Raw genomic sequence first — 21,286 nt, 5'->3', positions numbered from 1 at the left:
GATGCTCCGGACGCTTGAATGGCATTTCCCGTTTGGCTGCGGCATCGCGGAACGCAGCCGTCGCCGTCACGCCCTGCCGAGAATGCTCGGAAACGGAAATCGGAGGCTGCGATGAAGCGCGTTACCCTCATGCTTGGCTGTCTTCTGCTTGGCCTGTTGGAGCCCACCAGCACTCGGGCAGCCGGCGCGATCTTCTTCGGCGACGATGAGTCCTATGGTTGGTGCTCCGGCTACACAAGCAAGGAAGCCGCGCGCAAATGCGCGCTTGGGCAGTGCAAGGACGCCGGCGGCGTCAATTGCCAGCTGGCCCTGGAATGCCAGGGCGGATGGGGGGCGATCGCCACCGGCGACAATGGCGGCTATGGCATGGCCTGTGAGACCTCCAACGAGGTCAACGCGCGCATTGAGGCCGGGCTGGTGTGCATGACCACGGTGAAAGGCTTGTGTCACACGCAAACCACCTTCTCCGAGCGCAATCAATCCATCAGCCAGGAGGACAATGCGCTGTTCGACCGCACGCTCTACGCGCAGGTCCTGCTGCTCAAGCTGGGCTACTATAAAGGCGGGATCGACGCCAATGCGGGATCGGACACACGGAGCGCGCTGAGGTCGTTTCAAACCCAGGCGGGGCTGCCGGTCACCGGCGAGCCCGACGAGAAAACCCTCGACCAGCTGACGGCCAAGTTCGGCGGCGGCGGCGCACTCGTGGCGGCCATTTTGGAGGGAAATCGCAATATCGATACATCGGACTGGCACACAAAGACCGCGGCGCCGCGCGCCGAGGTCGCGCAGGCATCGACATCGCAGAATATACCGACCTCCCCGCTCGAGGCCTTCGGCGTGAACGAAGAGGCCTTGAACGGGGCCCTTTCGGAAGGCGTCGGCAACATCAACCGCCAGACGAGCGATCGTTTCAGCTTCCAGGGCACTTTCAGCTGCGGCCGCCTGGCGGGCGACAGCAAGATCAGGTGCACGACGACGGTGGCCGATCCGGCCAGCCCGGAGGCGGATGTCGTCGATCTCTACCATGTCGATGGATCGGACGTATTCGCCCAGATGGAGGCGATGGCCGACAAGAAGGCGAGCGAGGAAGGCGGTGCCAATTACCTCGACAGGAGGTCACAGGTAACGTTCACGACCAACGGAGAAAAACGGCTGGTCGAATTCGGTTGCGTGCAGCACATCGGGGATCGGGTCTCGCACGGATTCTGCTATATCGAAGTCACGAAAAGCATCGGCGTGATGACGACCGTCGCGCCGCCGTCGTCAAATCCCGGTCCGGGCGGCGTGACGACAACGGATGAAGGAACTGCCGAGATGCGCAGGGCATACGACCTGTTGGCAGGGATGTCGCTCGCCCTGCTCAGCGTTCCGCTGAAGAAGTAAGGGACGAGAGATCCGCTGCTACAAGGCTGCCCAGGCGGCAAGCAGCCGTTCCTGCCCTCAGCCCCCGCGCTTCCTGCCCGGCGCTCCCGACAAAGAGACAGGGGATGGGCATCGATCGTTGCCCATCGGCGCCATCTGATGCCATTGTCGCCGCGACAGCGCGCCATGGGCAGATGGCGCAGCGCCAGGGAGGGTTTTCATGACAACGACACAGACCAGCCTGCCGCGCTATGACGATGCCATTGCGGGCTTTCGTATCGAGGATGAGGTTTCCAGACTGCAGGGCGACCCTGCGACCGGCATCAACGCCTATGTCGAATGCTGCGGCCGGCACACCGGCGCGAACCGCCTGGCGCTGCGCGCCATCTCGGCCGGCGGCGAACTCAGCGAATTCAGCTTCGAGGATCTGGACGACATGTCCGGCCGTGTCGGCAATCTGCTGAAGGGGCTGGGCGTCGGTCCCGGCGATGTCGTGTCCGGCATGCTGCCGCGCATTCCCGAACTGGTGGCGCTGATCCTCGGCGCCTGGCGCATCGGCGCCGTCTACCAGCCGCTGTTCACCGCCTTCGGCCCGAAGGCCATCGAGCATCGCCTCGGCTACAGCGCGGCTAAGCTGGTGGTGACCAATCCCGCCAATCGCGGCAAGCTCGACGAGGTCGAAAACCCTCCGCGAATCGCCACCATCCTCGGTGCGGGCGAGGCCCTGCCCCCGGGCGACATCGATTTCCGCGCCGCCCTTGCCGCCGCCTCCCCCGACTGCGATCCGGTGATGCGCAAGGGCGAAGACCTGTTCATGATGATGTCGACCTCGGGCACCACCGGCCTGCCCAAGGGCGTGCCGGTGCCGCTCAGCGCGCTCATGGCCTTCGGCACCTATATGCGCGACGCGATCGGCCTGCGCGCCGACGACGTCTTCTGGAACATCGCCGATCCGGGCTGGGCCTACGGCCTCTATTACGCCATCACGGGGCCCCTGCTGCTCGGTATCGCCACCACCTTCAACGAGGGCGCCTTCACCGCCAGGAGCACCTATGACGTCATCGAGCGGCTCGGCGTCACCAGCCTAGCCGGCTCGCCCACAGCCTTCCGCCTGCTGCTCGCCGAAGGTCCCGATGCCGCCGCGCGTGTAAAAGGCCGGCTGCGCGTGGTGAGCAGCGCCGGCGAGCCGCTCAACCCGGAAGTGATCCGCTGGTTCGACGCCCATCTCGCCGCCCCCATCCATGACCACTACGGCCAGACCGAGAACGGCATGATGGTCAACAACCACCATGGCCTCGCGCATCCCGTGCGCGCGGGCTCCGCCGGCTTTGCCATGCCGGGCTACCGCATGGTGGTGCTGGACGAGGCTGGCAACGAGCTCGGCCCCAACCAGCCCGGTATCCTCGCCGTCGACATCGCCAATTCGCCGCTGCGCTGGTTCGCCGGCTACCACCGGGCCGAGACGCCGGCCATATCGGGCGGCTACTACCGCACCGGCGACACGGTGGAATACGAGCCCGACGGCTCGGTCTCCTTCATCGGCCGCGCCGACGACGTCATCACCTCATCCGGTTACCGCATCGGCCCCTTCGACGTCGAAAGCGCGCTGATCGAACACCCTGCGGTCACCGAGGCGGCGGTGGTCGGCGTACCTGACCCGCAGCGCACCGAGATCGTCAAGGCCTTCGTCATCTTGGCCCCCGCCTACCAAGGCAGCCCGGAGCTCGCCGAGGAACTGGCGCAACATGTCAAAAAACGCCTCTCAGCCCACGCCTATCCGCGCGAGATCGACTTCGTGACGGAGCTGCCGAAGACACCGAGCGGCAAGATCCAGCGGTTTCTGCTGCGCAAGGCCGAGGTGGAGAAGAGGAAGGGGTGAAGGGCTGGCGCGCGGATTGGAGTCCGTTGCGCCCGAAGTGCAGACCCTTGGCGAAGTCATGTGATGCTTTGAGTCGGACCGCGAGCAGATCGGCAGTTCTTCGAGTATCTGGCCCGATCGGGGCCAATCCGCCAACAGGCCAAAACTAGATGGCCGTAAACGGCCCTGAGGGTGGTGAACCGACCTTCGTCGAAAAGCGATGGCCCGCGAGGGAAGATTGCCAAATCGGCCTTTTGGCACGCTCGACATAGAGCGGTTCGAGTGCGCCTGTTCGCCCGTAGATGGAATAGGGCGGCGCCCAACCATCGGTCGTCGGATAGTCGTGACGTCCGCAGGAACTCAGCCCCATTATGCGGCCGCTTCGTCAAATGTGATGCAAACTCCACTATTTCGAAGGCCGATGTCCAGCTGACCGCAACGCTGCGCCTAAGTTGAGCAGCACCCTGGCCCAAGATCAGTCCGCGGCTTGGATCGAGACGTGACCTCCTAACGTCGCCACATAGGCTCGGGGGTGGAATCATGTATTGGCCGATATTCGTACGGTGGCGCCAGCCGGTTGCCAGTGCCATCGACTTCGCTGCCCATCCCTTCCAGGAACAGATGGGGCGTAATACACCATGGGGTACTTTACTAAACGCAGCGATGGTCAGGTCACATACCGAAGTTGGGAAGCGGAAAAACACTCAAACTCCCGACAACTGAGGATCCTTGCTCTCAAGCTAGATCATGTAGGCGACTTCTGGATGGCGATGGGCCCATTGAAAGAATTGCGCCGGCGGTTTTCTCACGCCCACATCACGCTTGTCGTCGGAAGCTGGAATATCGAGACCGCGAAGGAGTTCCGCCTCGCCGACGACTACATTGCTTTCGATTTCTTCTCTCGCAATCCGTCGGTCGACAAAGGGCGTGAGGAAGCTGCCAGCATCAAACCTTTGCTGCTTGGCGAATTTGACCTCGCCATAGATATGCGGGTTCCTGATGAAACAAGGCCAGTCTTGCTCGCAGTTCCGGCAAGACATCGGGCGGCGATCGTGGACCAATACCGCGTGGATGGCATCGACATTGCGATCGCGCCATTCAATTTGAAGTTACGCAGAAACCTCTTCTACAAGCTCGCCCAGAGGATAGGAATTGCTGACAGAATACCTCGGAGGTTCTTTGATTGGTTCACTGATCGCAATCAAGTGCGCCTTCAGCATGTAACAGAAATACTTTCCTTTCTGGTGGCAAAGGCCGCCGCCTATTTCGACAACGAGAACGATGCGCACAATCACCAGAATGCGGCGACAAAAGGAGCCCCTGTTGTAGTGGCTCCCTTCTCGAACTCCAACCTGCGGGATTGGCCCATTGAGTATTTTGGGCAACTCGTGGCTGCGCTCGCTGAGCGTAGCGAAGTAGTCGTCATCGGCCGGAGCGAAAGTCAGGCAGCGCTCGAGAACGTCGTGAAAATCGCCAATGATCTTGGGGCCGCCTTGGTTAGCACTGCCGTCGACCTCCCGGAGCTAGAGTTCAATCAACTCATAAAGTCGGCATCGTTGGTTGTTTCGAACAACTCGGGCACAGGGCACGTCGCCGCTCAACTTGGCCGCCCAACTGTAGGCATTTTCACCGCATCACATCTGCCGGAAATTTGGGGGTTCCAAGGCCCGCTGGTTAGCATGCTTATGAGCTCGATCGAATGCCGTGGATGCGGTTTGGATCAAGTTCGCAGATGCCCGATCGGGGTCCGCTGCAAATTCGACATCAAACCGGATCGTGTGTTTGCAGAAATAAGCTCGATGATGAACCACGTGAGGGGAAAAGTTGCCGACGCGGTGCCTTTGGCCGTGAGTACTGCGGCGATCTATCCACTGCAGATGGGTCTAGCTGGCCGCATTCTGGAAGGGGCACCGTTATGATAATCGTTACTGCAAGCGACGATAATTTTGTTCCCGGGCTTTTTGTACTCGTCTATTCAGCTTGGCTGCATAATCGTACGGCGAAATTCTTCGTCATCGATGCAGGGATAGGGCTCGCCAGCGCAGCAGAATTTCGTCGCTTTTGTGAAAGAAATGGAATTGATTGTGAGCTGGTCCAAGCAGACTGCGACCGGATTTCTAATCTGCCCACGAGAGGAAAACTGACGGCTGCTGCATATGCCCGGCTTCTCATTCCCGAGATCTTGCCCGACTGCGACAAGGCCATCTACCTGGATGCGGATACGCTCGTGGTGTCAGATCTCCGCGACCTCTGGTCGGTGGACTTGGGCGACAATTTGGTCGCCGGCGTGGTCGACGGTTTCGTGGAGCAGGAAGAGCTTGATGACGTAGGATTGGTTCGGGACGAATACATCAACTCGGGCGTTTTGGCTATCAACCTCGACGCATGGCGCAGGGAAGGCATTGCGGATAGGATCTTTGCAAAAGCCAAGGAAACCGTAAGCTCGCGGTACCTGGACCAGACGGTCTTAAATTCGGTGTCGCGCGGGCGAGTTCATTACCTGGCCAGGGAATGGAACTTCTTTTCAGAGCGGTACGTCCAGAGCGAACGGCGGCTTCCCAAGGTGATCCACTATGCTGGATCGGCTAAGCCCTGGCGCTACAAGCGCGTCCCTTTTGCGGAGGTTTTCAATTCCTATAGAATCATGTCGGGATCGAATGTTCCTGCGGCGACGGCGGCTACAAAATCCGTCCGTGCCCGGAAGATTATCCTTGGCCTCATCGGATTGAGAAGGAAATATTGGTCCTCCCTGCTGGCAAGTGTCTACTACCGCCGTCGCTTTACCAAGCCACACCTGCGAAGGTTGGAAGAGATCCGTCAAGGAGGCGCTTCGGCGTAGGCTCCACTGATCCTGGACCCATAAGTGGCGCAATATTCTCGCGGCGGTACCGGCCCTTTACCAAGTCGGCGGCTGGCGGGTGCGCCGTCGCTGCCGGCATATCGGCTCCTGGCGCGATCACGATCTCCGGTGCTGTCGCGCCAGAAATGTCCGCTTTCGGGCGACGGCGAAATTGAATCCTAGATTGGGGCGCGAAGCAGACGCCCGGCATTGGTCGCCGTAAGAACGAAAAGAACGAGACTTCGTTGCCCGTCAGAGCGGCCTAAGCCAGCGTTCACAGTATGTCCAGCGGCAGCCCCTCCCCCTCACACCGCGATCTGCAGCGTCCCGTAGCGCCGCACCTCGGCCTCTATCTCCCTCACCAGCGTGTCCAGCGCGGGGTTGCGGGCGTTGCGGGCGCGGCGGATGACGTAGGCGAGGTCCGGGGGCTTGGGGAACTGCTTGTCGACTATCTCCATGCCGGGCTGCAGATGCCGCTGGCTGAGCAGCGCGACGCCGAGCCCGGAGGTCACGCCGGCGATGATGCCAGCGGCACTCGAACATTCGAACACGATCTCGAACACCGTTCCCTCGTCCTGGCCGAGATCTAGCCCCCAGCGGCGATAGAAGCAGTTGTCGTCGAAGGACAGGAACGGCACCGGGTCGCCTTTCACCAAGGTCAGTTCGGGCGACTTCACCCAATGCAGGCTCTCGCGGAAGAGCAGGATGTCGGTGGGCCGGACCTCGTGCTGGAACACCTGGATGATGGCCGCGTCGAGCGCCCCCTCGCCCAGCAGCCTCTGCAAGGCAAGGCTCATGCGCACTTGCGTGCGCACGCTCACCTCTGGGTAGAGCCGGCGAAACCGGCCAAGGATGCGCGAAAGATCCGTGCAGGTCGTATCCTCGGTCATCCCCAACGCGATCTTGCCTTGCAGCGTGCTTTTCGACAGGCTCAGGATCGCCTCGTCATGGATGCCCAGGATGCGCCTGGCATAGCCCAGCAGATCCTGCCCTGAACTGGTGAACATCGGCGCATTGGCCTTGCGGCTGAGGATTTCGCAGTCGAGGCTCGCTTCCAGCCGCCTGATCTTGTGGCTGACGGCCGACTGCGACAGGCCCAGCACCTCGGCCGCACGGGTGACCCCGCCATGTTTCTCGATCGCCACCATCGCCCGCAAGGCATCGACATCCAGGCGGCGGCTCATCACTCCAGCCATGACAATCCTCGTTTGAAACGAAAGCGGCGCTCCAGGTCCTGGCGCGGAACCGGTTTTCGAGCAAATGACTATGCCAGATTTCGTGGCAATTTCATGGATGCATCGAAATTTGTCATGTGCAAACGCGTGCGTGCCGCCATAAATCCGCCCCGGCACCCGCTTCGACGAAGAGACCGCATGACGCTCCCGAAACATCAGCCCCTGCTCTGGCCGCTCATGGCGGCCGCGCTTGTCGTCAGTTGGAGTTCCGGCTTCGTCGGTATCCGCTACGCCAGCGAGAGCGCCAATGTGATGCTGGTCCTGTTCTGGCGGACCCTGATGTCGGGACTGGTCCTTCTGCCCTTCGCGCTCATGGTCGGGCCGCGCATCGGCGCACGTGCCTTGATACAGCAGATGGCGTTTGGCGTGGCGATGATGTTCCTCTATCTCGGCGGCTTCGCGCTCGCCATCGGCCAGCGCGTGCCGACCGGCCTCGTCGCGCTGATCTCGGACCTCGTCCCCCTCGCCATCGCGGCACTTTCGCAGCCCGTTCTGGGTCACCGCCTGACATCGAGGCAATGGACCGGAACGGCGCTCGGTGTGCTCGGTGTGCTGATAGTCTCGCTGAACAGCCTCAGCCTCGGAACGGCGCCGGCCTGGGCATATATTGTGACCATCGCCTCCATGATGGTCTTCGCCCTGGCGACCGTGCTGCAGAAGCGGATGGCGACAATCGACATGCCCATCCACCAGAGCCTTTGCATCCAATGCCTGACGGCGGCGATACTTTTTGCCGCCTGCGCCGGCTGGAATGGCGGGCTGATGCCGCCCCTCGATGGCCGGTTCGAGTGCGGCATCGCGTGGCTGGTGCTGTTTTCGACCTTCTTCTGCTACGGCGTCTATTATGTGAGCCTGCGCCTCCATAGCGCCGCGCAGGTCAGCAGCGTGATCTATCTCAGCCCGCCGGTGACGATGCTCTGGGCCTGGCTGCTGTTCGGCGAGCCGCTTTCATCGGCGATGGTCCTCGGCCTTGCGGTGACGCTGTTCGGCGTCTGGCTGACGTCGTCGCGCGGCACCGCATCGAAGGCAGGTCCGAGCCCGGTCGGGCAGCCCGCCGGGCAACCGGCCGATTGATCGTGATCCCGCACCAAACCAACCATCCAACCCAAGGGAGTGAACCCCATGAAGCTGACTGATTTCAAGGCCCTCACCTTCGACTGCTACGGCACCCTCATAGATTGGGAATCCGGCATGATCGACGCCCTGAAGCCGCTGACCGCGCGAGTTGGCCGCGGCCTGAGCCGCGACGACATCCTGCAGGCGCATGCAAGGCATGAATCCAGCCAGCAGAACTGGACGCCCCAAAAACGCTACTGCGACCTTCTGGCCGTCGTCTACAAGCGGCTCGCCGAGGAATGGGGCGTCGCGGCCACGCCGGAGGAATGCATCGCCTATGGCCAAAGCGTGAAGGACTGGCCGGCCTTTGCCGACACCCCCGCAGCCCTGCAATACCTCAAGCAGCACTACAGGCTGGTCATCCTCTCCAACGTCGACAATACGAGCTTCTCCTTCAGCAACAGGAAACTCGGCGTCGATTTCGATGCGATCTACACGGCGGAGGACATCGGCTCCTACAAGCCGTCGCCCCGGAACTTCGACTATATGCTCGAAAAGCTGGCGACGCTCGGGATTGGCGACAAGCAAGTCCTTCACACGGCCGAGAGCCTGTTCCACGATCACACCGTCGCCAACCGGCTGGGCCTCACATCATGCTGGATCCACCGCCGGCACGCCGATCAGGGTTTTGGCGCCACGATGCATCCCGGCGACATGCCGAAGGTGGACTTCCGCTTCGACAGCATGGCCGACCTCGCGAAGGCACATAGGGAGGAATTGCGCGCCTGACGGAAGAGCCGCCGGCCATCCCAGCGGAAGCCCAACTCGCCTGACGGCATCAAGTCTTTTTACGGGCGATGCCGGCGTGCTCATGCGGCCTTTCGGCCGGCGCGCCGGAACCCCACAAGGCGCGGCCGAGCAAGCCCCTGCGCCTGCGCGGGACAAGATCGATATCGCTGACGAGCTTGGCGCCGCCCTTGCGCCGCTCGAGCGTGATCTTGCGGCTGTGGAACGCCTCCAGTTCGGCCCGGTGCGCCACGCTCAAGATGGTCACATTGGGCAGTTCTTGGATGATGGTCTCCATCATCCTGTCCTGGCTCTTCTCGTCGAGCGCCGCCGTTGCCTCATCCAGCACGACGATGTCGGGCGCGTGCAGGAGGAGCCGCGCGAAGGCCAGCCGCTGCTTCTCGCCGCCCGACAGGGTCTGGTCCCATGGCGCCTCTTCGTCGATCCGGTCGCCGAGATAACCGAGCCCCACCTTGTCGAGGGCGGCCCTGATCTGTGGAACCGTCCAGTCGTCGGCAGCACCTGGATAGGCGGCCGCCCGACGCAGCGTGCCCGAGGGAATGTAGGGACGCTGCGGCAGCATGAACAAGCGCTTGCCGGGGTGGAAATCGACGCTGCCGCCACCCCACGGCCACAGCCCCGCTATCGCCCGCACCAGCGTGCTCTTGCCCGTACCGGATTCGCCGGCCACCAGCAGCCGCTCGCCCGGTTGGACCACCACCTCGGTCTCCTTGACCACGGCGGTGCCGTCATCGAGCGACACGGAGAGATTGTTCAGGCTGAGCATCGTATCGTCCTTGGTCTCGCCGCGACTGATGCGTCCGAGCGCATCGCTTTCTTCCGCGCGCTCGAGCCCGTCGAGCGACATCATCAGCGAGGCGATGCGCCGTGCCGAGGCGTTCCAGTCGGCGAGGCGCGGGTAGTTGTCGACCAGCCATCCGAACGCGCTCTGCACGATGGCAAAGGCGGATGCCGCCTGCATGACCTGCCCAAGCGACATCGAGCCGTCGAGGAATTTAGGCGCGCACAAAAGCACCGGCACCACCGGCGCGAACAGGCTCGACCCCTGGGAGACCAGCGCCGTGCGCATGTGCTGGCCAGCAAGCATCGCCCACCGCTTCAGCACGCCGGCGAAGGTCCGGTCGATGCCGCTGCGCTCCTCCGCCTCGCCGCCGAGCAAGGCGATGCTCTCGCCGTTTTCGCGCACGCGCGTCAGCGTGTAGCGAAACTCCGCTTCCGCCTGATTCTTTTGCTCGGAGAGTTCGACGAAATGCCGGCCGATAATCACCATCGAGGTGGAAGTGATGGCGGCATAGATGACCGCGGTGATGACGAGGAAGCCTGGAATGGCGATATTCGATCCGCCGATCGGCAGCGTCAGCGCGCCGCCTATCGTCCACAGCACGACGATGAAGGTCGAGGCCGCCAGGAAGGCGTTGATGACGCCGGAGACGAAATCGACGGGCGATTCGGTGGCGATCCGCAGATCCTCGGATATGCGGGCCTCCGGGTTCTGGTGATCGCCGCGGACGAGATTGAGCTGGTAGTAGCGGCCGTTCGTGAGCCAGCGGCCGATGACCGATGTGGTGAGCCAGGAGCGCCAGCGACGCTGGATGGTCATGCGCAGATAGACCTGCGCGACGACGAGGCTGACGCTTCCAAGCACCAGCGGCACGAACACGGCGCTCAGGAAATAGACGGTCGGCGCATTGCGCTGTTCGATGGCGTCGAAGATCGCGCGGTTCCAGACATTGATGCCGTATTGGAAACCGACATTGACGCAGATCAGGATCAGGAGCCCGATCGTGCACGGCCAGGCGAGCTTGTCGCCGCGCCGGCTCCAATAGCCGCGCGCGCTGATCCAGAAACGCTTCAGCAGGTATTTCTTGCGCGCCTGCTCGGCCTGTTCAGGGGTCAGTTGCGGATCGGGTTCCACCGCCGCTGGCGGCGGCGGAGCCTCGCCCACGACCTCGGATGCGACCTCGACATCGGGTGCCTTCTCCCGGCGGGGCTTCCTGGCACCGTTTGGCTTGGCGCCGCCGGCCGGCTTCGGTTTGGGTTTGATGTCTGTCACGAGGGCCATAACGGCGTGGAAATCGGAAGGTTTCATCGTCCTTCGCCATAGGACGCCTCCGGCCGTGCGAAGGCTATCCTGGTGCCCCGATATCTGCCACGCCGCGCCAGACCTCACCGCCGCACAATCGCCACCAAGCCACGCGAAGAGCTTGTAAAAACGGAGGTTCCACGATGCGTCTGGTCTGGACTTTGGTGTTCGCGCTGGCGAGCGGTGCGGCCTATGCCACTTCGCCGGAGGACGACTACATCGCCGCCCGCGACAATGCGATATCGGCCATCGCCGCGATGGAAAGCGCGAATGCCCCTGTCGAAACGCTCGATGCGGCCAATGAGAAGGCCCGCGCCGATCTCGAACAGCGCCTTTCCGCGCTTCTCGGGCCTTTCACGGTCCAGGGTTTTCCGGCGGCCGGCACGATCAACATCGAAAGCCTCAGTTCCTCCGATGTCGGCTTCGGCATGCTAGACGGACTTCGCCACGGCACCGAGGACGGCCCCAGCATCGTGGTATCGACGCGCGGGCTGGTCGAGCGCTGGCTGCAGTCACGCGCCGCCGAGACGGACGCCGATCTCAAACTGCCCACCGACTTCGACGCGGCGCTGAAACTCGATGCCTTCTACACCCAGGCCATCGGCAGCGATGCCGCGTTCACCGGCACGCTCGACTTCACCGTGAAGAAGCCTGACGGCGCCGACATGGCGATCGCCCGCCTCGGCGGCTGGGCACAGGATGTCGGGCCGAACTACGACCAGGAGGTCGTCGTCACGGTCGTCAAGGGCAACAGCGTCATGATCGCCGAGGCGCCCGCGACCGTCCCGAAAATCGCGGCCTGCGACGCGGTCTGGACCGCCGCCGATGCCGCCGCCCAGAAACTGATCAAGCAAACCACCGGCGACAGCGACGAAAATACATCCGATGCCGCCGACGCCGCCTGGGCAAAAGGCGACAGCGACTTCCGCGCCTGCATGGGCAAGAACCTGCCCGACAACCCCGTCTTCCCCGCGCTGCTCGCCCAGGCGCAGACGCTGGCGGATCATATGGCCGGTAAGTAGGGGCGCGGAAGCTGCCAATCTCCCCCCTCGTGGGGGAGATGCCCGGCAGGGCAGAGGGGGGCGCGAAGGATCTCGGCTTACCAAAAAACTGGGAGCAGCACGGGGTCGGCTGAGATGTCGGCGGGACAGCGCCCCCCTCTGGCCTGCCGGCCATCTCCCCCACAAGTGGGGAGATTGGAAACTTCGGCGCCGACGCCGATTCTTGCCCCCCTTGTCACCCCCGCACCCCATTACGATATTGTCGGCGCGCTGGCCTTGCTGAACGCCGTTGCCAGCACGGTTGAAAATGGTTGAAAGGAAGTCCCGGACGCGCCATGGCGCGACGGGCGGATGAACAGCGTGGGAAACTCGGCAATGACGACAGACACAAAAGCGACGGAAACCAAGGCATTCGAGGCGGATGTTTCGCGGCTGCTGCATATGATGGTGCACTCGGTCTATTCCGATAAGGACGTCTTCCTGCGCGAATTGATCTCCAACGCCGCCGACGCCTGCGAGAAGCTGCGCTTCGAGGCAGTCAGTCGTCCGGAGTTGCTGGTCGACGATCCCAAGCCGCGAATCTCGATATCGGCCGATCCCGACAGCAAGCTGATCACCGTCGAGGACAACGGCATCGGCATGAGCCGCGACGACATGACGGAGGCCCTGGGCACGATCGCGCGCTCGGGCACGCGCGCCTTCATCGAGCGCGTCGGTTCCGGCACCGAAGACACGCAGCTCATCGGCCAGTTCGGCGTCGGCTTCTACTCCGCCTTCATGGTGGCAACCCGCGTCGACGTCATCAGCCGCCTGGCGGGAAGCGACGAAGCCTGGCGCTGGTCGTCGGATGGCAAGGGTTCCTACGAGATCGCGCCCGCCCCGCTCGAAGCCGCACCCAAACGCGGCACCCGCGTCGTGCTGCATCTCATGGACGACGCCGTGTCCTACACCGGATCCTACCGGCTCGAGCAACTGGCCAAGTCGCAGTCGGGCCATGTGCCGGTGCCGATCACGCTCATCGAGAAGCCCGGCGCCGAAGCGCGCGACATTGCCGACGGCACAGCCCTTTGGATCAGGCCGAAGAGCGAGATCAAGCCCGAGGAATACACGGATTTCTACCGCAGTGTCGCCGGCCAGTATGACGAGCCGGCCGCCACGATCCATTTCCGCGCCGAGGGCCGGCAGGAATACAGCGTGCTCGCCTTCGTGCCAAGCTCGCGTCCCTTCGATCTCTTCGACCAGGACCGCAAGGGCCGCATCAAGCTCTATGTGCGCCGCGTCTTCATCACCGACGATGCCGATCTGTTGCCGCGTTACCTGCGCTTCATGCGCGGGCTGGTCGATTCCGCCGACCTGCCGCTCAACGTCTCGCGCGAGATGATCCAGGAAAGCCCGCTGCTGGCCGCGATCCGCAAGGGCCTGACCAACCGCGTGCTCGGCGATCTCTCAAAGCTCGCGGAGAACGAAGCCGAGACCTATGCCAAAATCTGGGAAAATTTCGGCGTCGTCCTCAAGGAAGGGCTCTACGAGGATCATGAACGCCGCGAGCAGTTGCTGAAGCTTGCCCGCTTCCGTTCGACCGCCTCGGGCGAAAATTGGCGCGGCCTTGCCGACTATGTCTCGGCGATGAAGGAAGGCCAGACGGCGATCTTCTTCATGGCCGGCGACGACCGCGCGCGGCTCGAAGCCTCGCCGCAGCTCGAAGGTTTTCGGGCACGCGGCATAGAAGTGCTGCTGCTCACCGACCCCGTCGACAGTTTCTGGACGTCGATGGCGCCGGAATTCGACGGCAAGCCGTTCAAGTCGGTTACGCAAGGGGTGGCCGAACTCTCCGAGATTCCCTTGCTCGATGATGCCAAGAAGCCGGACGCGGCGGCGACGCCCGAAGTCGATGGCTTCCTGGCCTTCGTCAAAGCGGCGCTTGGCGACGCCGTGTCGGATGTGAAGCCTTCCGACCGCCTGACCGAAAGCGCGGTCTGCCTGGTAGCGCCAGAGCACGGTCCCGACCGCCAGTTCGAGCGGCTGCTCAACGCCGCCGGCCGCCTCGACAAGACGGCCAAACCGATCCTCGAAATCAACCCCCGCCACGAGCGCATTCTGGCGCTCGCCGGCCTCGGCGAAGACGAGAAGGCCTTCAGGGACGACGCCGCCCACCTTCTCTACGACGAGGCGCGCGTGCTCGACGGCGACAAGCCCGCGGATGCCAGGGCGTTTTCCGAGCGCCTTGCCCGGCTGATCGCGCGGGGTATCTCGAAGGGCTGAGGAGCGCCGGCCAGCCCTCCTCGACAGGTTTGTCGATCGGTCGCAAGGCGGCGCTGCGCAGCGAACGCCGCCTTCAAGAATTCGACGTCTCTCGCAGCCAGCGGCGCGCTGAAGTCTACTGGCTCAATCGCCTGGTGTAGACATCGCGCCTGCAATCACCCAATCTTGGCCTCGGGAACAAAACAGCGCTTCAAAGAAGGCGCGGACGTCCGGGTGCTTATGAAACGACGATGGACATTGTATGATCCACGGCTGGCCTGGATGCTCGTCGCGCCGGTGCTCCTGCTGCTGATCTTCTTCCTGGTGCTGCCGATCGCCGTGATGGGCGCCTACACCTTCTTCACCTTCGTCACCGCCGGCGTGGAAACGAGCGCGCTGACGACGGCGAACTGGCACGAATTCCTCACCGACAGCTATTATCACGGCTTCCTCCTGAAGACGCTGAGGGTCGGGGCCATGACGGCGCTGCTGTGCGGAGTGCTCGGCTATTTTCCCGCCTATTTCATCTGGGCCACGACCTTCAAGCACAAATGGCTGCTGCTGCTTTTGCTGATCGTGCCGTTCTGGATCAGCTTCACCATCCGCACCTTTTCCTGGATCAACATCCTGGGCGAACAGGGCGTCATCAACGTCGCGCTGCTCAAAATGGGCATCATCCATGAGCCCTTGCAGATGCTCTACAATGAAGGCGCGGTCATCCTGGGCATGCTGCACTTCCTGCTGCCCTACATGATCCTCAACGTCTATGTCAGCCTGGAAAGCATTGATCGCACGTTGATTTCGGCGGCTCGCTCAATGGGCTGCACGAGCGCGCAGGCGTTCCGCGAGGTCACGCTGCCCCTGTCGCTGCCCGGCCTGGCGGCGGGCCTGCTGCTCTGCTTCGTGCTGGCAGCCGGCAGCTATGTGACGCCGCAGCTCCTCGGTTCGGGCCGCGACGCGCTGTTCGGCAACCTGATCTACGACACCATCATGGGTGAGCTGAACTGGCCGATGGGCGCCACGCTTTCGATCGTGCTGTTCGTCGTGCTCGGCTTCTTCGCCGCCGTCTACACGCGCTACATGGGCATGTCTCAGATCGTCAAGGGGCTGGGCGGATGACGGGGCTTGGAGGATGAGAGGAACGCGGCGCAAGCAGGAAGGCAGATGGGCCTGGCGGCTGACCGGCTTCGTCACGGTCTGCGTCTACATCTTCATGTTCGCGCCGATCGTGGCGACGGTCATCCTGTCGTTCAACGCCTCGATGTTCGGCGGCTTCCCGATGACCGGCTTCAGCCTGCAATGGTACGGCAAGCTGATGGCCAACGAGGCGGTGCTGGCCGCCTTCCGCACATCCTTGTGGATCGCATTGGTCACGGCGATCGTCACTACCGCCATCGGCGTCACCACGGCATTTGCCTTGGTCCGCTTCGATTTTCGCGGCAAGCAGGCGCTGAGCACTCTGGTGATCCTGCCGGCGCTGGTGCCCGAAACCATCCTCGGCGTCGGCCTGCTGGTGCTGATCAAGGCCGTCGACCAGCCGAGGACGATGCTGCTGCTGGTGCTCGGCCATATCCTGCTTGCCGTGCCCTATGTCGTGCTGATCGCCCAGGCGCGCATGATCGGCATCCGGCGCGTCTATGAGGAGGCGGCACTGTCGCTTGGCGCCTCGCGCTTCTCGTCCTTCCGCGAGATCACGCTGCCGCTGCTCATCCCGGCAGTGGTGGGCGGCGCCCTGCTCGCCTTCACCATCTCCTTCGACAACACCTCGGCCAGCCTGTTCTGGCGGCCGGCCGGCGTCGAGACCATGCCCACCCAGATCCTTTCGATGCTCAAGATCTCGATCAGCCCGGAAATCAACGCGCTCGGCACCGTGATGATCCTGGTGACCGTCGGCATCCCGCTGATCGGCGGCCTGATCCTGCAAAGCCTGACAAAACTGAGAAGACGTGGCGAACCAAAGGAGGAAACACAATGAAAATCACCACCACGAACCGGCTGGAACGGCTGCACGATCGATACGCCAATGGCGACCTGAGCCGCCGCACTTTCCTGACGCTGACCGCCGCCGCGGCGGCATCGGCGGGCCTTTCCATGCCGTGGATGGGCCGGGCGCTCGCCGCGGTCCAGGAGGTTCGCTTCGACGGCTGGGGCGGCACGGTGCAGGACGCGATCGACAAGTTCGCCTTCCAGCCCTACACGGCCAAGACCAAGATCAAGGTGGTCCAGGGCACGTTCGGCGACGAGGACGAGATCATCACCAAGATCAAGACCGCCAAGCCCGGCGACTACCAGGTCATCCATTCTTCCGGCGTCAACTACTACATCAAATATGTGAATGGCGGCCTGACCTCGGAGATCAACGAGGCCAACATTCCCAATATGGCCAATGTGCTGCAGCCGATGATCGAGCCGTTCCGCAAGCTGACGCCAAAGCTTTCGGCCGTGCCCTACGACTACGGAACGACGGGCATCGCCTACAACACCAAGGTGATCTCGCCGGAGGAAGCCAAGGAAAAGGGCGCCGGGCTCCTGCTCGACAAGAAATATGCCGGCAAGGTTGGCGGCTATTCCGACATGACGACGCGCGTCTGGTACGCGGCGCTCGCCACCGGGCAGGACCCCAACAACCTCAAGGACATGGACGCCATCTGGGCCAAGGTGCGCGAGACGCGCGACCTCGCCAAGAAGTTCTGGAGCTCCGGCGCGGAACTGATGGACCTGCTTTCCAAGGGCGAGATCGTGGTGACCGACGCGTGGTCGGGCCGCGTCGCCGCGCTGCAGGACCAGGGCCATCCGATCGGCTATCTCGATCCGGCCGGCTCCTATGCCTGGATGGAGGATATGCTGATCCTGAAGGGCTCGCCCATGGCCGAGTGCGAAGAGCTGATCAACTTCATGCTCGACCCGGCGACCTCGATCGCGGTGGCCGAGGGCCAGAGCTATCCCCCGTCGCTCGACCCGAACAAGGTCAAGCTGACCGAGAAGATCGAGAAGCTGCCGGCATTCGACAAGACCGGCACCATGAAGTCGCTGACCTTCGCCGATCCGACCTACTGGGCGACCAACGAGGACGCCTGGACCAAGCAGTGGAACAGGATCTCCAAAGGTGCCTGAAAGCCAAGGCACGACACTCCATCCCCGGCCTGTCCTGGCCGGGGTAGCCGGCGCGAGCGCGGCCGCCGAGGCAAACAGCCCGGCGGTCGAGTTCCGCGACATCGACATCGCCTATGGCAAGTTCGTCGCGGTGCGCGATTTCTCGCTCTCGATCCGCAAGGGCAGCTTCGTCACCCTGCTCGGGCCCTCGGGCTGCGGCAAGACCACGATCCTGCGCTCCATCGCCGGCCTGGTCGATATTTCGGGCGGCCAGATCATGATCGACGGGCGGCGTGTCGACGACGTCCCGATCTACAAGCGCAACATCGGGCTGGTCTTTCAGAGCTACGCGCTGTTCCCGCACAAGAACGTGTTCGACAACGTCGCCTTCGGCCTGAAGTACCGCAACGTGCCGAAGCCCGAGATCGCGCGCAAGGTCGGCAAGGCGCTCGAAATGGTGCGGCTGCCGGGCAGCGAGAAGAAGCTGCCGTCGCAACTGTCGGGCGGGCAGCAGCAGCGCATCGCGCTTGCCCGCGCCATCGTCTTCGAGCCGCAGGTGCTGCTGCTGGACGAACCGCTATCGGCGCTGGACGCCAACATGCGCGAGGAGATGCGCGTCGAGATCAAGAAGATCCAGAAGGAAACCGGCATCACCGCCATCTTCGTCACGCACGACCAGGAAGAAGCGCTCGCCATGTCGGATCGCATCGTGGTGATGAACGCGGGCGCCGTGGAGCAGATCGGTACTCCGGAGGAGGTCTATGAGACGCCGGCCACGGCCTTCGTCGCCGACTTCCTTGGCAAGGCCAACATGCTTGCCGGGACCGTGAGCAGGTCCGGCCAAGGGACGGCAGCGGTGGTGCTTGGCACCGGTCAGACGATCAACGTGACCTGTCCAAGGCCGCTCGGCGACGGCAGCAAGGTCACTGTCGTGGTGCGGCCGCAGAAATTTTCGGTCGGTGCCGGAGCGAGCGCCAACCGGCTCACTGGCCGCGTCGTCTCGGCCTCGTATCTGGGCGGCAGCGCAATCTACGAGATCGACATCGGCGGCAAGACCAACCTCCGCGCCAACGCGCCGATCACCGGCCGCGTCCTTCGCGAAGGCGAAACGGCCGACCTCGGATTCGATGCCGAGGGCTGCGTTCTGCTCGACGAGGGCGGGCAGCGGATTTCATAGGCGCCGCACTCACGTCGCGAACTTCATTGTATCGCCGCATCGCCTGGCATGCGGTTTGGATGCCTGAGATGGGTCGGCGTGATGCCGATCTGCTGGCGGAACACGCGGCTGAAATGACCGGCATTGGTAAAGCCGCAGCGGTAGGCGATTTCGCCGATCTGCAGGTCGCTGCCTTCGAGCAGCGACTTCGCATGATGCACTCGTAACGCGAGATACGCCGCCATCGGGCCGATGCCGAGTTCCAGCCCGAAGAGCCGTTCGAGCTGGCGCCGCGAGCAGTTCAGGCGGCTCGCGATCTCGGCGACCGGCAGTGTCTCCTGGAGGTTGCTCTCCATCAACAGCAAAGCGCGCTTCACCGCCCGGCTCGACGCCTCCGGAAACAGGTCGCCAACGGGCTGCACGTCCCTGCTGCTTCTGATGCGGTCGAGCACCAGGATCTTGGCGGCCTTTTCCGCCGCCTTCTGGCCGATGAACTGGGACACGAAATGGCCCGCGAGGTCGGCGGCACCCGTGCCGCCCGCGCATGTCGAGCGGCCCCGGTCGACGGAAAACAGGCTGTCGGCGTGAGCGTTGACCTCCGGGAACCGGCTGCGGAAGTCCTTGATGTGGAACCAGCTGACGGCGGCGCTGTAGCCGTCGAGCAGGCCGTAGCGCGCCAGCACGAAGCTTCCCGTGCAGAGCGCCGTCAGCGGCACCCCCTTCCCAGCTGCCCGCAACAGGAAGGCCTCCTTTTCGGAACTCAGGCTGCGGTTGGTGTCGAGCAGGCCGCCGACCACGACGACATTGTCGAAATCCTCGGGATTGCCGATGCCCCCGGTCGGCAGCAATTCGACGCCGCAACTTGCCCGGATCGGCAGGCCGCGTTCGCCGACGATCTGCCAGTCGAACTCTATCCTGCGGCTGCGATCACCCTCATCGCCCGCCAGCCGCAGCGTGTCGATGAACAGCGACAGCGGCGACAGGGTGAAGTCGCGAACGAGGAGAAACGCAAACCGCCTGGCCATTGTTGTCCGGAACCGCCTTGTCTCAAGCTTATTCAGCCAGCACATTATCCTGGAACAGCGGACGATGTGTTTGCCAAAAGCGGCACCGGACTCGCTAAGGCTGGGTAGCGCCATCTGGACACCAAAGCCTACGATGTCGCATCCTCTTCTTGGGACAAGGGGAGACTGCAATGGCCAGCAAAGTCAGGGCTATCCCAGCTTACACTGCCAAGGATTATCCTCATATCCGCCAGCTTTCCGGAGCCGATGATATGCCGGCGACTTGGGAAGAGTGGCATGCGGCTTTCGAAGCTGCCAAGACGGAGAGGCTCCGCCGGCGCGAATTTACCCACGCCAAAGTCCTCATCAGACCTGGAAAATTCAAAGGGTGGCTTGATGACAACTCACTTTCGGCTTTGGAGCATACGAGACAGCTCTACGCTCAGGAGCTCCTGGATACGAAACTGGCGAGACGGGAAGCGGACCGCGAGATGGAGCGAATGTTAATCGTTTCGCAACGACAATTGCTATTCTATCGGCCGCGACGCGTAGCGTACCACGACCCCGTCACCAAAAGCTCATTCGGTCTGATCCATGCGGTCATAGCCGGCTTATATCTCGCCTGGATGGCACATCATTGGCTTGGTTGAACCCGCGTGCCATCTCTCATAAAGCGCGGGCTAAGTTTGCAGATTTCAAACTGATGCACTACCCCCGCCTGCGCATGCCTGGGGAACTGTTGATCCTGATTTCGGTTGTCTGTCGTGCGAACGATCGTTCCACGGCAGGCACCTAATGAGCGCAAAAAGAGACATGAGCCCTGCACACAAGAAGCGCGGCTCCTTTCGGAAGATCCTGAGCGGCATCGCGGCGAAAATTGCCACCGCCCCCAATCGCGCGGCCGAGCAAGGCACGGGCACCGCGTCAATGGTTGCCGAATGGCCGCTGTCGCCAGCGGCGACACTTGGGTCTTCCTTGCGCCTGAAGGGGATCGAACGCGAAGTTCGAGCCAAGCTGCCGTGGACGGTGCGGAAATTTGCCAAGGCCGAGACGGGCCGCATTGTCTTGCGCACGGCGCAGACCGACGCGGATGCGTTTGAGGCCGCCTCGGCAACCATCTCCAGGACGCTGGAGGGAATCGAGGCACTGCCCGTGCTTCCGCGAGAGGCGGAGGACATTCTCGCCATCTCGTCGCGCGAACGACACAAATGGCTCAGGGATGGTCGCCTGAAAAGCATCGGCACGCGCACCGTGAAGATGCGCGGGCGATCCAAGGCCGTGACCTTCCATGTCTTCGATCCACGCCACATCGAGGACGTTCTCGATCGCGACCTGGCGACCGCCTGGCGGGAGGAGGATGCGCTGGAAGCGTCCGAAAACAGACGGCGCGGGGCCGGCAAGGCCGCACTGACGCGAGCAGGCAAGCGCACCGGCAACGCTCGCCGTACCAGAAATTCCGGAAAGGATGATGCGCCAAAGCTCGAAGGTTGGGACACGTTCGAGGCAGAAGGATTGCTACGCTAGAAGCAAATCCGTGGCGGTTTTCAG

Annotated in this window: 17 protein-coding genes; 14 read left to right on the top strand and 3 right to left on the bottom strand. The window is 63.0% G+C overall.

The annotated features are described in order from the left end of the window. The first annotated feature begins 156 nt into the window (after positions 1 to 156). The 4 genes from FJ970_RS13735 to FJ970_RS13720 all read left to right on the top strand — a co-directional run bounded on the left by FJ970_RS13735 (position 157) and on the right by FJ970_RS13720 (position 6,062). Complete coding sequence (locus FJ970_RS13735) at positions 157 to 1,386, top strand: peptidoglycan-binding protein (RefSeq protein WP_227792123.1); 1,230 nt, start codon at positions 157 to 159, stop codon at positions 1,384 to 1,386. 199 nt (positions 1,387 to 1,585) lie between these two features. After that, positions 1,586 to 3,244 carry an acyl-CoA synthetase gene (locus FJ970_RS13730; protein ID WP_140759663.1) on the top strand — a complete coding sequence of 553 codons (1,659 nt, stop codon included), beginning with the start codon at positions 1,586 to 1,588 and terminating at the stop codon, positions 3,242 to 3,244. 743 nt (positions 3,245 to 3,987) lie between these two features. Continuing rightward, positions 3,988 to 5,142, top strand: coding sequence for a glycosyltransferase family 9 protein (locus tag FJ970_RS13725; RefSeq protein ID WP_181178659.1), 1,155 nt, complete (start codon positions 3,988 to 3,990; stop codon positions 5,140 to 5,142). Next, positions 5,139 to 6,062, top strand: coding sequence for a glycosyltransferase family 8 protein (locus FJ970_RS13720; RefSeq protein WP_181178661.1), 924 nt, complete (start codon positions 5,139 to 5,141; stop codon positions 6,060 to 6,062). Before FJ970_RS13725 ends, FJ970_RS13720 begins: the two co-directional genes overlap by 4 nt. A gap of 305 nt (positions 6,063 to 6,367) precedes the next feature. Here FJ970_RS13720 and FJ970_RS13715 read toward each other — a convergent pair whose 3' ends face one another. After that, a complete protein-coding gene (locus FJ970_RS13715; protein WP_140759672.1) occupies positions 6,368 to 7,258 on the bottom strand; it encodes a LysR family transcriptional regulator in 891 nt (296 codons plus the stop codon). A gap of 177 nt (positions 7,259 to 7,435) precedes the next feature. Here FJ970_RS13715 and FJ970_RS13710 point away from each other — a divergent pair, with 177 nt between their 5' ends. Both FJ970_RS13710 and FJ970_RS13705 read left to right on the top strand, forming a co-directional pair. Next, a complete protein-coding gene (locus FJ970_RS13710; protein WP_140759675.1) occupies positions 7,436 to 8,371 on the top strand; it encodes a DMT family transporter in 936 nt (311 codons plus the stop codon). 48 nt (positions 8,372 to 8,419) lie between these two features. Next, positions 8,420 to 9,142, top strand: coding sequence for a haloacid dehalogenase type II (locus FJ970_RS13705; RefSeq protein WP_140759678.1), 723 nt, complete (start codon positions 8,420 to 8,422; stop codon positions 9,140 to 9,142). A 49-nt stretch (positions 9,143 to 9,191) separates the two neighbouring features. On the opposite strand, the gene FJ970_RS13700 is transcribed toward FJ970_RS13705, so the two are convergent. Next, complete coding sequence (locus FJ970_RS13700) at positions 9,192 to 11,249, bottom strand: ABC transporter ATP-binding protein/permease (protein WP_227792122.1); 2,058 nt, start codon at positions 11,247 to 11,249, stop codon at positions 9,192 to 9,194. A 137-nt stretch (positions 11,250 to 11,386) separates the two neighbouring features. Here FJ970_RS13700 and FJ970_RS13695 point away from each other — a divergent pair, with 137 nt between their 5' ends. The 6 genes from FJ970_RS13695 (at position 11,387) to FJ970_RS13670 (ending at position 18,755) form a co-directional block, all read left to right on the top strand. Next, on the top strand, positions 11,387 to 12,265 hold the full coding sequence (locus FJ970_RS13695; RefSeq protein WP_140759681.1) for a hypothetical protein: 879 nt from the start codon (positions 11,387 to 11,389) through the stop codon (positions 12,263 to 12,265). Between the two features lie 354 nt (positions 12,266 to 12,619). Further along, complete coding sequence (gene htpG / locus FJ970_RS13690) at positions 12,620 to 14,506, top strand: molecular chaperone HtpG (protein WP_140759683.1); 1,887 nt, start codon at positions 12,620 to 12,622, stop codon at positions 14,504 to 14,506. Positions 14,507 to 14,725: 219 nt separating this feature from the next. Further along, positions 14,726 to 15,604, top strand: a complete 879-nt coding sequence (locus tag FJ970_RS13685; protein WP_140759686.1) for an ABC transporter permease — start codon at positions 14,726 to 14,728, stop codon at positions 15,602 to 15,604. 13 nt (positions 15,605 to 15,617) lie between these two features. Further along, complete coding sequence (locus FJ970_RS13680; protein WP_084636714.1) at positions 15,618 to 16,460, top strand: ABC transporter permease; 843 nt, start codon at positions 15,618 to 15,620, stop codon at positions 16,458 to 16,460. Beyond that, complete coding sequence (locus FJ970_RS13675; RefSeq protein ID WP_140759688.1) at positions 16,457 to 17,599, top strand: ABC transporter substrate-binding protein; 1,143 nt, start codon at positions 16,457 to 16,459, stop codon at positions 17,597 to 17,599. The genes FJ970_RS13680 and FJ970_RS13675 overlap by 4 nt, the downstream gene beginning before the upstream one ends. Next, positions 17,592 to 18,755, top strand: a complete 1,164-nt coding sequence (locus FJ970_RS13670; RefSeq protein WP_140759691.1) for an ABC transporter ATP-binding protein — start codon at positions 17,592 to 17,594, stop codon at positions 18,753 to 18,755. Before FJ970_RS13675 ends, FJ970_RS13670 begins: the two co-directional genes overlap by 8 nt. 23 nt (positions 18,756 to 18,778) lie before the next feature. On the opposite strand, the gene FJ970_RS13665 is transcribed toward FJ970_RS13670, so the two are convergent. Then, positions 18,779 to 19,759, bottom strand: a complete 981-nt coding sequence (locus FJ970_RS13665) for a GlxA family transcriptional regulator (protein WP_140759694.1) — start codon at positions 19,757 to 19,759, stop codon at positions 18,779 to 18,781. A 170-nt stretch (positions 19,760 to 19,929) separates the two neighbouring features. Between FJ970_RS13665 and FJ970_RS13660 the strand changes: the two genes are divergently transcribed. Both FJ970_RS13660 and FJ970_RS13655 read left to right on the top strand, forming a co-directional pair. Further along, on the top strand, positions 19,930 to 20,388 hold the full coding sequence (locus FJ970_RS13660; protein ID WP_140759697.1) for a hypothetical protein: 459 nt from the start codon (positions 19,930 to 19,932) through the stop codon (positions 20,386 to 20,388). A 163-nt stretch (positions 20,389 to 20,551) separates the two neighbouring features. After that, the gene (locus tag FJ970_RS13655) at positions 20,552 to 21,262 is read left to right on the top strand and encodes a hypothetical protein (RefSeq protein WP_140759700.1); all 711 of its coding nucleotides are present in this window, start codon (positions 20,552 to 20,554) and stop codon (positions 21,260 to 21,262) included. Positions 21,263 to 21,286: the final 24 nt, after the last annotated feature.

This window comes from Mesorhizobium sp. B2-1-8 (genome assembly GCF_006442545.2).
In the GTDB taxonomy this organism is placed as follows: domain Bacteria; phylum Pseudomonadota; class Alphaproteobacteria; order Rhizobiales; family Rhizobiaceae; genus Mesorhizobium.
This window is presented reverse-complemented; position numbering and strand designations above follow the sequence as displayed.